Below are 13,118 nucleotides of genomic sequence, written 5' to 3'. Positions count from 1 at the left end.
GGGCGGGTATAAAAAGGTTTGCATATGTCCGAGCAGTTTCTCTATTTCCTGCAGCAGATGTTTAACGGCGTCACGCTGGGAAGCACCTATGCGCTGATTGCCATCGGCTATACGATGGTTTACGGCATTATCGGCATGATCAACTTCGCCCACGGCGAGGTTTACATGATCGGTAGCTATGTCTCCTTTATGATCATCGCCGCGCTGATGATGATGGGCATCGACAGCAGCTGGCTGCTGGTCGCCGCCGGGTTTGTTGGCGCGATTGTGATTGCCAGCGCCTACGGCTGGAGCATCGAGCGCGTGGCCTACCGGCCGGTGCGCAGCTCCAAGCGTCTGATTGCGCTCATCTCCGCGATTGGGATGTCGATCTTCCTGCAAAACTACGTCAGCCTGACCGAAGGCTCGCGCGACGTGGCGCTGCCAAGCCTGTTTAACGGCCAGTGGATTGTGGGGGCCAGCGAAAACTTCTCCGCCTCTATCACCACCATGCAGCTGGTTATCTGGGTGGTGACCTTTATTGCAATGCTCGCCCTGACCCTGTTCATTCGCTACTCCCGCATGGGACGCGCCTGCCGCGCGTGCGCGGAAGACCTGAAGATGGCGAGCCTGCTCGGTATTAACACCGACCGCGTGATTGCCCTGACCTTCGTGATCGGCGCCGCGATGGCGGCCGTCGCAGGCGTCCTGCTCGGCCAGTTCTACGGCGTGATCAACCCGTACATCGGCTTTATGGCCGGGATGAAAGCCTTCACCGCCGCGGTGCTGGGCGGTATCGGCAGTATTCCGGGCGCGATGATTGGCGGCCTGATCCTGGGCGTGGCGGAAGCGCTCTCTTCGGCGTATCTGAGCACGGAATATAAAGATGTGGTGTCGTTTGCCCTGCTGATTCTGGTTCTGCTGGTAATGCCTACCGGTATTCTGGGCCGTCCGGAGGTAGAGAAAGTATGAAACCGATGCATTTTGCAATGGCGCTGCTCTCTGCCGCCATGTTCTTCGTGCTGGCAGGCGTCTTTATGGGCGTCCAGTTAGGTCTGGACGGCACGAAGCTGGTGGTGGATACCGCCCCCGACATCCGCTGGCAGTGGGTATTTATCGGCACTGCCGTGGTATTCCTGTTCCAGCTGCTGCGTCCGCTGTTCCAGAAGACGCTGAAAAACGTCTCCGGGCCGAAATTCGTCCTGCCGGCAATCGACGGTTCTACCGTGAAGCAAAAGCTGTTCCTCGTGGCGCTGCTGGTCGCCGCCGTGGCGTGGCCGTTTGTGGTCTCGCGCGGCACGGTGGATATCGCCACCCTGACCATGATCTACGTGATTCTCGGTCTCGGTCTGAACGTTGTGGTGGGGCTGTCTGGCCTGCTGGTGCTGGGCTACGGCGGCTTCTACGCCATCGGTGCTTACACCTTTGCGCTGCTGAACCACTATTACGGCCTCGGCTTCTGGACCTGCCTGCCGCTGGCGGGGCTGGTCTCTGCCGCTGCCGGTTTCCTGCTTGGCTTCCCGGTGCTGCGCCTGCGCGGCGACTACCTGGCGATTGTGACCTTAGGCTTTGGTGAAATCGTCCGTATCCTGCTGCTGAATAATACCGAAGTGACCGGCGGCCCGAACGGCATCAGCCAAATCCCGAAACCGACCTTCTTCGGCCTGGAGTTCAGCCGTACCGCCCGCGAAGGCGGCTGGGACACTTTCAGCAACTTCTTCGGCGTGAAGTATGACCCGTCCGACCGCGTGATTTGGCTCTATCTGGTGGCGCTGCTGCTGGTAGTGATTACCCTGTTCGTGATTAACCGCCTGCTGCGCATGCCGCTGGGCCGCGCGTGGGAAGCGCTGCGCGAAGATGAAATCGCCTGCCGCTCCCTGGGCCTGAACCCGACCCGCATCAAGCTGACCGCGTTCACCATCAGCGCCGCGTTTGCCGGTTTCGCCGGAACGCTGTTTGCCGCGCGTCAGGGCTTCGTCAGCCCTGAATCGTTTACCTTTGCCGAATCCGCTTTCGTGCTGGCAATTGTGGTGCTCGGCGGGATGGGCTCGCAGTTCGCCGTTATCCTCGCGGCCATCCTGCTGGTGGTCTCGCGCGAGCTGATGCGCGACTTTAACGAATACAGCATGCTGATGCTGGGTGGTTTGATGGTGCTGATGATGATCTGGCGTCCGCAGGGCCTGCTGCCGATGACCCGTCCACAGCTGAAGCTGAAGAACGGGCAAGCGAAAGGAGAGCAGGCATGAGCCAGCCATTATTATCCGTTAACGGCCTGATGATGCGTTTTGGCGGCCTGCTGGCGGTCAACAACGTGAATCTGGATCTGCACAAGAAAGAGATTGTCTCCCTGATTGGCCCGAACGGCGCGGGAAAAACCACGGTCTTTAACTGCCTGACCGGCTTCTACAAGCCGACGGGCGGCACCATCATGCTGCGCGACCAGCATCTCGAAGGGTTGCCGGGCCAGCAGATTGCCCGTATGGGCGTGGTGCGTACCTTCCAGCACGTGCGTCTGTTCCGCGAGATGACGGTGATTGAGAACCTGCTGGTGGCACAGCATCAGCAGCTGAAAACCGGGCTGTTCTCCGGCCTGCTGAAGACCCCGGCCTTCCGCCGCGCGCAGGATGAAGCGCTCGACCGCGCCGCGACCTGGCTCGACCGAATTGGCCTGCTGCAGCACGCCAACCGTCAGGCGAGCAACCTGGCCTACGGCGACCAGCGTCGCCTTGAAATCGTGCGCTGCATGGTGACGCAGCCGGAAATCCTGATGCTCGACGAACCGGCGGCAGGGCTCAACCCGAAAGAGACCAAAGAGCTGGACGAGCTGATTGCCGAGCTGCGCGATCATCACGACACCACCATTCTGCTGATTGAGCATGACATGAAGCTGGTGATGGGCATTTCTGACCGCATCTACGTGGTCAACCAGGGCACGCCGCTGGCAAACGGCACGCCGGAAGAGATCCGCAACAACCCGGACGTGATCCGCGCATACCTTGGTGAGGCATAAGATGGAAAAAGCGATGTTAACGTTCGACAAGGTCAATGCGCACTACGGCAAGATCCAGGCGCTGCACGACGTCAGCCTGCATATCAATCAGGGTGAAATTGTCACCCTGATCGGGGCCAACGGCGCGGGTAAAACCACGCTGCTCGGCACCCTGTGCGGCGACCCGCGCGCCAGCAGTGGGCGGATTGTGTTCGATGGCAAAGACATTACCGACTGGCAAACGGCCAAAATTATGCGCGAGGCGGTGGCGATTGTTCCGGAAGGGCGCCGCGTCTTCTCCCGCATGACGGTGGAAGAGAATCTGGCGATGGGCGGGTTCTTCGCCCACCGCGATGAATACCAGACCCGCATCAAGTGGGTCTATGAACTCTTCCCACGCCTGTGGGAGCGCCGTATTCAGCGTGCGGGCACCATGTCCGGCGGCGAGCAGCAGATGCTGGCGATAGGCCGCGCGCTGATGAGCCAGCCGCGCCTGCTGCTGCTGGACGAACCGTCGCTCGGTCTTGCGCCGATCATCATCCAGCAGATTTTCGACACCATAGAGCAGCTGCGTAAAGAGGGGATGACCATCTTCCTCGTCGAGCAGAACGCCAACCAGGCGCTGAAGCTCGCCGACCGTGGCTACGTGCTGGAGAATGGCCGCGTGGTGCTCTCCGATACCGGCGACGCGCTGCTGGCGAACGAAGCGGTGCGGAGCGCGTATTTGGGCGGATAGGTAAAAGCAAAAAGGCAACGCACGTTGCCTTTTTTAATGTTTTCTCCCTCTCCCCGTGGGAGAGGGCCGGGGTGAGGGCACCAGACCGCACCCAATCATGCACCCAATCCCCCTTCACACAACCATCATCCCCCTGACGCCTGGTTGTCACTTATCTGTAAACAAACAGTTATTTTTCTGTCATTCGAGCATGTCATGTTACCTCGCGAGCATAAAACGCGTGATATCGCGCATCCGGCACAATAAGAGAGATGACAATGACATCGTTACGACACACAGCTTTGGGTCTGGCACTGGGTCTGGCTTTTGCGACGAACGCAATGGCTGTGACGACCATTCCGTTCTGGCATTCCATGGAAGGGGAGTTGGGTAAAGAAGTTGACTCCCTGGCGCAGCGTTTCAACGACACCCATCCGGATTACAAAATTGTGCCGGTGTACAAAGGTAACTATGAGCAGAGCCTGAGCGCGGGCATCGCCGCCTTCCGTACCGGTAACGCCCCGGCGCTGTTACAGGTTTATGAAGTGGGTACCGCCACCATGATGGCCTCCAAAGCCATTAAGCCGGTGTATGAAGTGTTCAAAGACGCGGGTATCAACTTCGACGAATCCCAGTTCGTGCCAACCGTGGCGGGTTATTACACCGATTCCAAAACCGGACATCTGCTGTCCCAGCCGTTTAACAGCTCTACGCCGGTGCTGTACTACAACAAAGATGCCTTCAAAAAAGCCGGTTTAGACCCGGAGCAGCCGCCAAAAACCTGGCAAGTCCTGGCCGAATACACCGCTAAGCTGAAAGCGGCGGGGATGAAGTGCGGTTACGCCAGCGGCTGGCAGGGCTGGATCCAGATTGAAAACTTCAGCGCCTGGCACGGCCTGCCGGTTGCCACCAAAAACAACGGCTTCGACGGCACCGATGCGGTGCTGGAATTCAACAAGCCGGAGCAGGTGAAGCACATCGCGCTGCTTGCCGATCTGAACAAGAAGGGCGACTTCAGCTACTTCGGGCGTAAAGATGAGTCGACCGAGAAGTTCTACAACGGTGACTGCGCCATTACCACCGCCTCGTCCGGCTCGCTGGCCGATATCCGTCACTACGCCAAATTCAACTACGGCGTAGGCATGATGCCATACGACGCTGACGTGAAGGGCGCGCCGCAGAACGCCATCATCGGCGGAGCGAGCCTGTGGGTGATGCAGGGCAAAGACAAAGGCACCTACAAAGGCGTAGCCGAGTTCCTCGACTTCCTTGCGAAGCCGGAAAACGCGGCCGAATGGCACCAGAAGACCGGCTACCTGCCAATCACCAAAGCCGCGTATGACCTGACCCGCGAGCAGGGCTTCTACAGCAAGAACCCAGGGGCGGACATTGCGACGCGCCAGATGCTGAACAAGCCACCATTGCCGTTCACCAAAGGTCTGCGCCTGGGCAACATGCCGCAGATCCGCACCATCGTTGATGAAGAGCTGGAAAGCGTGTGGACCGGTAAGAAAACGCCACAGCAGGCGCTGGATTCAGCGGTAGAGCGCGGGAATCAGCTGCTGCGCCGCTTTGAGCAGTCGACCAAATCGTAAAAAAATGCCCGGTGGCGCTGCGCTTACCGGGCCTACGACGTGCCACATGTAGGCCGGGTAAGGCGTAGCCGCCACCCGGCATTGTTCAGGAACCAAATCTCAATGTCATCATCCCGTCCGGTGTTCCGTTCCCGCTGGCTGCCCTATCTTCTGGTCGCGCCGCAGCTGGTCATCACCGTTATCTTCTTTATCTGGCCTGCGGGCGAAGCGCTGTGGTACTCGGTACAAAGCGTCGATCCGTTCGGGCTTTCCAGCCAGTTTGTTGGCCTGGATAACTTCGCTGCCCTGTGGCATGACAGCTACTACCTGGACGCCTTCTGGACGACGATGAAGTTCAGCGCGCTGGTCACCGTGAGCGGCCTTGTCGCCTCGCTGTTCTTTGCCGCGCTGGTGGATTACGTGGTGCGCGGCAGCCGCCTGTATCAAACGCTGATGCTGCTGCCGTACGCCGTGGCTCCCGCCGTGGCCGCCGTGCTGTGGATCTTCCTGTTTAACCCCGGCCGCGGGTTGATTACCCACTTCCTGGCCGAGCTGGGTTACGACTGGAACCACGCCCAGAACAGCGGTCAGGCTATGTTCCTGGTGGTGTTTGCTTCGGTGTGGAAGCAGATCAGCTACAACTTCCTGTTCTTCTTTGCCGCGCTGCAGTCCATTCCGCGCTCGCTGGTGGAAGCGGCGGCGATTGACGGCGCAGGGCCCATTCGTCGCTTCTTCAGATTATCGCTGCCGCTGATCGCCCCGGTGAGTTTCTTCCTGCTGGTGGTTAACCTCGTGTACGCCTTCTTTGACACCTTCCCGGTGATCGACGCGGCGACCGCAGGCGGCCCGGTGCAGGCGACAACGACGCTGATTTATAAGATTTACCGCGAAGGCTTCGCCGGTCTGGATCTTTCAGCCTCCGCCGCGCAGTCGGTGGTGATGATGTTCCTCGTCATCATCCTCACGGTGGTGCAGTTCCGCTATGTTGAAAGTAAGGTGCGCTACCAATGATTGAGAACCGTCGCGGGCTGACGATTTTCAGCCATACCATGCTGATTTTAGGGATTATCGTCATCCTGTTCCCGCTTTACGTGGCCTTTGTCGCCGCCACGCTGGACACCAAAGCGGTGTTCGACACGCCGATGACGCTGATTCCTGGCACACATCTTTTCGAGAACATGAAGACCATCTGGACCCAGGGCGTGGGCGCCAACAGCGCGCCGTTCTGGCTGATGATGCTCAACAGCTTCATCATGGCGTTCGGCATAACCGTTGGCAAAATCACGGTGTCGATGCTCTCGGCGTTCGCTATCGTCTGGTTCCGCTTTCCGCTGCGTAACCTGTTCTTCTGGATGATTTTCATCACCCTGATGCTGCCGGTGGAGGTGCGAATCTTCCCGACGGTGGAGGTGATCGCCAACCTGAAGATGCTCGACAGCTACGCGGGCTTAACCCTGCCGCTGATGGCCTCGGCGACCGCCACCTTCCTGTTCCGCCAGTTCTTTATGACCCTGCCGGACGAGCTGATTGAAGCCGCCCGCATCGACGGCGCCTCGCCGATGCGCTTCTTCCGCGACATCGTGCTGCCGCTGTCGCAAACCAACCTCGCGGCGCTGTTTGTGATTACCTTTATCTACGGCTGGAACCAGTACCTGTGGCCGCTGCTGATTATTCAGGACGTCAACCTCGGCACCGCCGTCGCGGGCATCAAAGGCATGATCGCCACCGGCGAAGGCACCACCCTCTGGAACCAGGTGATGGCGGCGATGCTGCTCACCCTTATCCCCCCGGTCGTTATCGTTTTAGCCATGCAGCGTGCGTTTGTGCGTGGTTTAGTGGACAGTGAGAAATAAGATGGCAGGTTTAAAACTTCAGGCAGTCACTAAAAGCTGGGATGGCAAAACCCAGGTCATTCAGCCGCTCACGCTCGACGTGGCGGACGGGGAATTCATCGTCATGGTCGGCCCGTCCGGCTGCGGCAAATCCACCCTGCTGCGCATGGTGGCGGGGCTGGAGCGCGTGACGTCCGGAGATATCTGGATTGACCGCCAGCGCGTTACCGAGATGGAGCCCAAAGATCGCGGCATCGCGATGGTGTTCCAGAACTACGCGCTTTATCCGCACATGAGCGTGGAGGAGAACATGGCCTGGGGGCTGAAAATCCGCGGGATGGGAAAAGGCCATATCGAGGAGCGCGTGAAAGAGGCGGCACGCATTCTGGAGCTGGACGGCCTGCTGAAGCGCCGCCCGCGCGAGCTCTCCGGCGGCCAGCGCCAGCGCGTGGCGATGGGGCGCGCCATCGTGCGCGATCCGGCGGTGTTCCTGTTCGACGAGCCGCTCTCTAACCTCGACGCCAAGCTACGCGTGCAGATGCGGCTCGAACTGCAGCAACTGCACCGTCGTCTGAAAACAACGTCACTGTACGTCACCCACGATCAGGTCGAAGCCATGACCCTCGCCCAGCGCGTGATGGTGATGAACAAAGGCATCGCCGAGCAGATTGGCACCCCGGTAGAGGTGTATGAAAAACCGGCCACCCGCTTTGTGGCGAGCTTTATCGGCAGCCCGGCAATGAACCTGCTGGAGGGGCGCATCAGCAGCGCGGGCACGCACTTTGAGCTGGAAAGCGGGATGGCACTGCCGATCAACTGGTACTATCGTGGCTACGCCGGGCGTAAGATGACGCTCGGTATCCGCCCGGAGCATATTGGTTTAACCTCTCAGGCGGACGGCGGCGTGCCGCTGGTGATGGACACGCTGGAGATGTTGGGTGCAGATAACCTGGCGCACGGACGCTGGGGTGAGCAAAAAATAGTGGTGCGTCTGCCGCATCAGGAGCGCCCTAAAGCAGGCAGCACGCTGTGGCTGCACCTGCCGGAAAATCACCTGCACTTATTTGACGGTGAAACAGGACAACGAGTATGAGCAACTGGCCTTATCCCCACGTCGTCGCCCACCGCGGCGGCGGTAAGCTGGCGCCGGAGAATACCCTGGCGGCCATCGACGCGGGCGCGCGCTACGGTCACACGATGATCGAGTTCGACGCCAAGCTGTCGAAAGACGGCGAAATTTTTCTGCTGCACGACGATAACCTTGAGCGCACCAGCAACGGCTGGGGCGTGGCGGGTGAACTGCCGTGGCGCGATCTGCTGAAAGTGGACGCCGGAAGCTGGTACAGCGGTGAATTCAAAGGCGAGCCGCTGCCGCTGCTGGCGGAAGTGGCAGATCGCTGCCGCCAGCACGGCATGATGGCCAATATCGAAATCAAACCGACCACCGGTACCGGGCCGTTAACGGGCAAGGTTATCGCGCTGGCCGCGCGTGAGCTGTGGGAAGGCATGACGCCGCCGCTGCTCTCCTCGTTTGAAATCGACGCCCTGGAAGCGGCACAGGCGGCCGTGCCGGAACTGCCGCGAGGGCTATTGCTGGATGAGTGGCGTGAAGACTGGCACGAGCTGACGACCCGCTTAGCGTGTGTCTCTATTCATCTCAACCACAGGCTGCTGGATGAGGCGCGGGTGAAGATGTTGAAAGCGGCGGGCCTGCATATTCTGGTTTATACGGTCAACAAGCCCCAGCGCGCGGCGGAGCTGCTGCGCTGGGGCGTGGACAGCATCTGTACCGATGCGATTGACGTCATCGGTCCGGACTTTAGTTCTGCGGATTAAGCATACTGCCATTCGACTGCGGCGGCAGCATATGCTGCTGTCCGCTGCCTGACGACGTCATGCCGCCTAACATCCCGCCGTTTTTATTGGGCAGCGGCTGTTCACGTACCTGTCCCTGCTGCACGCGCTGCGTGTTGGTGTTCATCTGATTTTGCAGGGTCTGCTGCTGCATCTGGGTCTGCGTTTTCAGCTGCTGATTCAGCATCCCTTTCTGCTGTTGCTGCTGGCTCATCATCTCGGTCTGCATCCGCTGCTGGCTCGGAATAACATAACCCTGCTGGTTCGGGTTATTCATGGTGTTGAGTGGCTGTGCGAGCGCGGCAAACGGGATCAGCGCCGTAAGAATCAGTAAGCGTTTCATTGTCATTTCCTCCTTTTGAGGTCTCTCTTAAGTTTACCCTGATTTCACCATGACGATGATTTTTTAGGAGTTGTGAACCAGGCTTAAGCGGGGAATATGGATCCCTTCACCTGGAGAACAATAATGATGAAACCAACGTTTTTGCGCTGGGTAGCGATCGCTGCGCTGATGGCCTGCGGCACATTTAGCGTGGCGGCCAACCCGCCAGCGGCTCCTCCTGTTTCTTACGGCGTGGAGGAAGATGTTTTTCATCCCGTGCGGGCAACCCATGGCATGGTGGCGTCGGTGGATGCGCTGGCAACCAAAGTGGGCGTCGATATTCTCAAGCAGGGCGGTAACGCGGTGGATGCAGCGGTCGCCGTCGGCTATGCGCTGGCGGTGACGCACCCGCAGGCGGGGAACCTGGGCGGCGGTGGCTTTATGATGCTGCGCACCAAAGACGGCAAAACGACGGCCATCGACTTCCGCGAAATGGCGCCTGCTCAGGCGTCCCGCGATATGTTCCTCGACGATCAGGGTAACCCTGACAGCAAAAAATCCCTGACGTCGCACCTCGCCTCCGGCACGCCGGGCACCGTCGCAGGCTTCTCGCTGGCGCTGGAAAAATACGGCACCCTGCCGCTGAATAAAGTGGTGCAGCCTGCCATCAAGCTGGCGCGCGACGGCTTTGTGGTAAACGATGCGCTGGCGGACGATCTCAAAACCTACGGCAGCGAAGTCATTCCGAATCATGAAAACAGCAAAGCGATCTTCTGGAAAGACGGTGAGCCATTGAAGAAGGGCGACAGGCTGGCGCAGAAGAACCTCGCCAAAAGCCTGGAGCTGATTGCGGAGCACGGTCCGGACGCCTTCTACAAAGGGGCGATTGCTGACCAGATTGCTGAAGAGATGCAAAAGAACGGCGGGCTCATCACCAAAGCGGATCTGGCAGAATACAAAGCGGTGGAGCGTGAGCCGATTAGCGGAACCTACCGCGGCTACGAGGTGTTCTCCATGCCGCCGCCGTCTTCCGGGGGCATTCACATCGTGCAGATCCTCAACATTCTCGAAAACTTCGACATGCACAAGTTCGGCTTCGGCAGTGCGGATGCCATGCAGGTGATGGCGGAAGCGGAAAAACGCGCTTACGCCGACCGGTCGGAATATCTCGGCGATCCGGACTTCGTGAAGGTGCCGTGGCAGGCGCTGACCAACAAGGCGTATGCCAAATCCATTGCCGACCAGATTGATATCAACAAGGCCAAGCCGTCGAGCGAGATCCGCCCAGGCAAGCTGGCGCCGTATGAAAGCAACCAGACCACCCATTTCTCGGTGGTGGATAAAGACGGTAACGCGGTAGCGGTGACCTACACGCTCAACACCACGTTTGGTACCGGAATTGTGGCGGGCAACAGCGGCATTCTGCTGAACAACGAGATGGATGACTTCTCTGCCAAGCCGGGCGTGCCGAACGTCTACGGGCTGGTGGGAGGCGATGCGAATGCGGTCGGGCCGAAGAAACGCCCGCTGTCGTCCATGTCGCCCACTATCGTGGTGAAAGACGGTAAAACCTGGCTGGTGACCGGTAGCCCGGGCGGTAGCCGTATTATCACCACCGTGCTGCAGATGGTGGTGAACAGCATCGACTTTGGAATGAACGTCGCCGAAGCGACCAACGCCCCGCGTTTCCACCACCAGTGGCTGCCGGACGAGCTGCGCGTCGAGAAGGGCTTTAGCCCGGATACGATTAAACTGCTGGAGCAGCGCGGGCAGAAGGTAGCGGTGAAAGAGGCGATGGGCAGCACCCAGAGCATTATGGTGGGGCCGGACGGGGCATTGTTTGGCGCGTCGGACCCGCGTTCGGTGGATGATTTATCGGCGGGGTATTAATGTGTTGTTGCCGGGTGGCGGCTTCGCCATACCCGGCCTGGGTTTTTCATTCCCTCTCCCTGTGGGAGAGGGTTAGGGTGAGGGCAACAAACTACTTCATCCGCGCCATATAATACGCGTCCACATACTCGCCGTTGCGCAGGGCAAATTTCCTGCCGGTCCCTTCGATTTCAAAGCCAAAATTTTTATAGAGCGCGACTGCCGCCGGGTTATCGGCAAAGACCGTCAGTTCGATGCGTTCAATGCGCAGCCAGTTGTCGCACAGGTTAATCATTTCGCTCATGAGCCTGCGGCCTACTCCGCGACCCTGCATATCCGCAGCCACGCTTATGCCGAATGTGGCAACGTGGCTGCGACGCGGGTTTTCCATCACGTCCAGCGCCATATGCCCAATGACGCGCTGTTCCAGACAGGCAACAAGATGGCGTCGGCCTGGTTTTGTCGCAACGCGTTCGTGCCACATTTCCATTGAGGGATGAGGGAGCTGTAGCGTGTCGTGATACACATCAGGATGCGACATGATGTCACGCAAAGCTTCTGCATCGCTGGGTTCGATGTGGCGTATCACTATCTCACTCATTCCTTATTCCTCAGTCAGTTAAACGTCCCTTCCAACATCAATGACTTTAAAATTTGAGTCAACCGCTAATTTTTGCAAAAAGTATTGGACAAGTGCGAATGAGAATGATTATTATTGCTCTGCATTCAGGAAGACCGCTACGGGAACCTGAAAGCACGACATTGCTCACATTGCTTCCAGTATTACTTTAGCCAGCTTCTCGCTGGCTTTTTTTTTGTTATGGTTAGACTCAGTAACCTTAAAAAGGACTGAGCCATGACACTACATTGCGCATTTATTGGATTTGGCAAAAGCACCACGCGTTACCACCTTCCGTACGTTCTTCACCGTAAAGATACCTGGCACGTGGCCCATATCTATCGCCGCCGCGCGAAGCCGGAAGAGCAATCCCCGCAATATTCCCATATTCATTTCACCAGCGATCTCGATGAGGTACTGGGCGACCCGCAGGTTAAACTGGTCATCGTCTGTACCCACGCCGACAGCCATTTTGACTATGCGAAACGCGCGCTCGAAGCGGGCAAAAACGTGCTGGTAGAAAAACCCTTCACCCCGACCATCGCCGAAGCGAAGGCGCTGTTCGCGCTGGCTAAAAACAAAGGCCTGACCGTTACGCCGTATCAGAACCGCCGCTTTGACAGCTGCTTCCTGACGGCGAAAAAGGCGATTGATAGCGGCAAGCTCGGCGACATTGTGGAAATTGAAAGCCACTTCGACTACTACCGCCCGGTGGTGGAAACCCAGCCCGGGCTGCCGCAGGATGGCTCCTTCTACGGTCTCGGCGTCCATACCATGGACCAGATCATCTCCCTGTTTGGCCGCCCGGACCACGTGGCGTATGACATCCGCAGCCTGCGGAATAAAGCCAACCCGGACGATACCTTTGAAGCGCAGCTGTTCTACGGCGACCTCAAAGCCATCGTCAAGACCAGCCATCTGGTGAAAATCGACTATCCGAAATTTATCGTTCACGGCACCCGAGGCTCGTTTATTAAGTACGGCATTGACCAGCAGGAGACCAGCCTGAAGGCCAACATCATGCCGGGTGAGCCGGGATTTGCGGCGGATGATTCCGTTGGCGTGCTGGAGTATGTGAACGACGAGGGCGTGACGGTCAGGGAAGAACTCAAACCCGAAGCGGGTGACTATGGCCGCGTGTACGATGCGCTGTTTGAGACCCTCACCAACGGCTCGCCGAATTACGTCAAGGAATCTGACGTTCTGACCAACCTGGAAATCCTTGAGCGGGCCTTCGAACAGACCTCTCCTGCCACGGTAACCCTCGCGAAATAAGCAAAAACGGCTCCTCTGCGCTTATTCATAATTTTTGAACAGAGGAGTCAATTTTCACCCTCTATGATCCCAGACCGTTTGCGTCCACAC

At 58.5% G+C, this 13,118-nt stretch carries 13 protein-coding genes; 11 read left to right on the top strand and 2 right to left on the bottom strand.

Features of this window, described 5'->3' with window-relative positions:
- Window positions 1-24: 24 nt before the first annotated feature.
- The 9 genes from livH (at window position 25) to ugpQ (ending at window position 8,925) form a co-directional block, all read left to right on the top strand.
- A complete protein-coding gene (gene livH, locus ABR39_RS02375) occupies window positions 25-951 on the top strand; it encodes a high-affinity branched-chain amino acid ABC transporter permease LivH (RefSeq protein WP_013099131.1) in 927 nt (308 codons plus the stop codon).
- Entirely contained in the window at window positions 948-2,225 is a 1,278-nt protein-coding gene (gene livM, locus ABR39_RS02370) for a branched chain amino acid ABC transporter permease LivM (protein ID WP_047345614.1), read from the top strand. The genes livH and livM overlap by 4 nt, the downstream gene beginning before the upstream one ends.
- Window positions 2,222-2,989: a high-affinity branched-chain amino acid ABC transporter ATP-binding protein LivG gene (gene livG / locus ABR39_RS02365; protein WP_008500101.1), complete on the top strand. Its 768-nt coding sequence runs from the start codon at window positions 2,222-2,224 to the stop codon at window positions 2,987-2,989. The genes livM and livG overlap by 4 nt, the downstream gene beginning before the upstream one ends.
- A 1-nt stretch (window position 2,990) precedes the next feature.
- The gene (gene livF, locus ABR39_RS02360; RefSeq protein ID WP_047345613.1) at window positions 2,991-3,704 is read left to right on the top strand and encodes a high-affinity branched-chain amino acid ABC transporter ATP-binding protein LivF; all 714 of its coding nucleotides are present in this window, start codon (window positions 2,991-2,993) and stop codon (window positions 3,702-3,704) included.
- 257 nt (window positions 3,705-3,961) lie between these two features.
- Window positions 3,962-5,278, top strand: coding sequence for a sn-glycerol-3-phosphate ABC transporter substrate-binding protein UgpB (ugpB, locus tag ABR39_RS02355; RefSeq protein ID WP_047345612.1), 1,317 nt, complete (start codon window positions 3,962-3,964; stop codon window positions 5,276-5,278).
- Between the two features lie 102 nt (window positions 5,279-5,380).
- On the top strand, window positions 5,381-6,268 hold the full coding sequence (gene ugpA, locus ABR39_RS02350) for a sn-glycerol-3-phosphate ABC transporter permease UgpA (protein WP_047345611.1): 888 nt from the start codon (window positions 5,381-5,383) through the stop codon (window positions 6,266-6,268).
- Window positions 6,265-7,110, top strand: coding sequence for a sn-glycerol-3-phosphate ABC transporter permease UgpE (ugpE, locus tag ABR39_RS02345; RefSeq protein WP_047345610.1), 846 nt, complete (start codon window positions 6,265-6,267; stop codon window positions 7,108-7,110). Before ugpA ends, ugpE begins: the two co-directional genes overlap by 4 nt.
- 1 nt (window position 7,111) lies before the next feature.
- The gene (locus tag ABR39_RS02340; protein ID WP_047345609.1) at window positions 7,112-8,182 is read left to right on the top strand and encodes a sn-glycerol-3-phosphate import ATP-binding protein UgpC; all 1,071 of its coding nucleotides are present in this window, start codon (window positions 7,112-7,114) and stop codon (window positions 8,180-8,182) included.
- Window positions 8,179-8,925 (top strand): glycerophosphodiester phosphodiesterase, encoded by a 747-nt coding sequence (ugpQ, locus tag ABR39_RS02335; RefSeq protein WP_047345608.1) that lies wholly within the window; start codon window positions 8,179-8,181, stop codon window positions 8,923-8,925. The genes ABR39_RS02340 and ugpQ overlap by 4 nt, the downstream gene beginning before the upstream one ends.
- Here ugpQ and ABR39_RS02330 read toward each other — a convergent pair.
- Complete coding sequence (locus tag ABR39_RS02330) at window positions 8,909-9,286, bottom strand: DUF2756 family protein (RefSeq protein ID WP_047345607.1); 378 nt, start codon at window positions 9,284-9,286, stop codon at window positions 8,909-8,911. The two genes, ugpQ and ABR39_RS02330, sit on opposite strands and share 17 nt — an antisense overlap.
- 123 nt (window positions 9,287-9,409) lie before the next feature.
- Between ABR39_RS02330 and ggt the strand changes: the two genes are divergently transcribed.
- Window positions 9,410-11,155 carry a gamma-glutamyltransferase gene (gene ggt, locus ABR39_RS02325; RefSeq protein WP_205626264.1) on the top strand — a complete coding sequence of 582 codons (1,746 nt, stop codon included), beginning with the start codon at window positions 9,410-9,412 and terminating at the stop codon, window positions 11,153-11,155.
- Window positions 11,156-11,246: 91 nt separating this feature from the next.
- Here the strand turns inward: ggt and yhhY are convergent, their stop codons facing one another.
- Window positions 11,247-11,735, bottom strand: coding sequence for an N-acetyltransferase (yhhY, locus tag ABR39_RS02320; protein WP_047345606.1), 489 nt, complete (start codon window positions 11,733-11,735; stop codon window positions 11,247-11,249).
- A 255-nt stretch (window positions 11,736-11,990) separates the two neighbouring features.
- On the opposite strand from yhhY, the gene ABR39_RS02315 reads away from it, so the two are divergent.
- The gene (locus tag ABR39_RS02315) at window positions 11,991-13,028 is read left to right on the top strand and encodes an oxidoreductase (protein ID WP_047345605.1); all 1,038 of its coding nucleotides are present in this window, start codon (window positions 11,991-11,993) and stop codon (window positions 13,026-13,028) included.
- The last annotated feature ends 90 nt before the right edge of the window (window positions 13,029-13,118 follow it).

It is taken from the genome of Enterobacter genomosp. O (genome assembly GCF_001022965.1).
Taxonomy (GTDB): Bacteria; Pseudomonadota; Gammaproteobacteria; order Enterobacterales; family Enterobacteriaceae; genus Enterobacter; species Enterobacter cloacae_L.
Note: the sequence above shows the minus strand (reverse complement) of the source record. Positions and strands in the feature narration are given on the sequence as shown.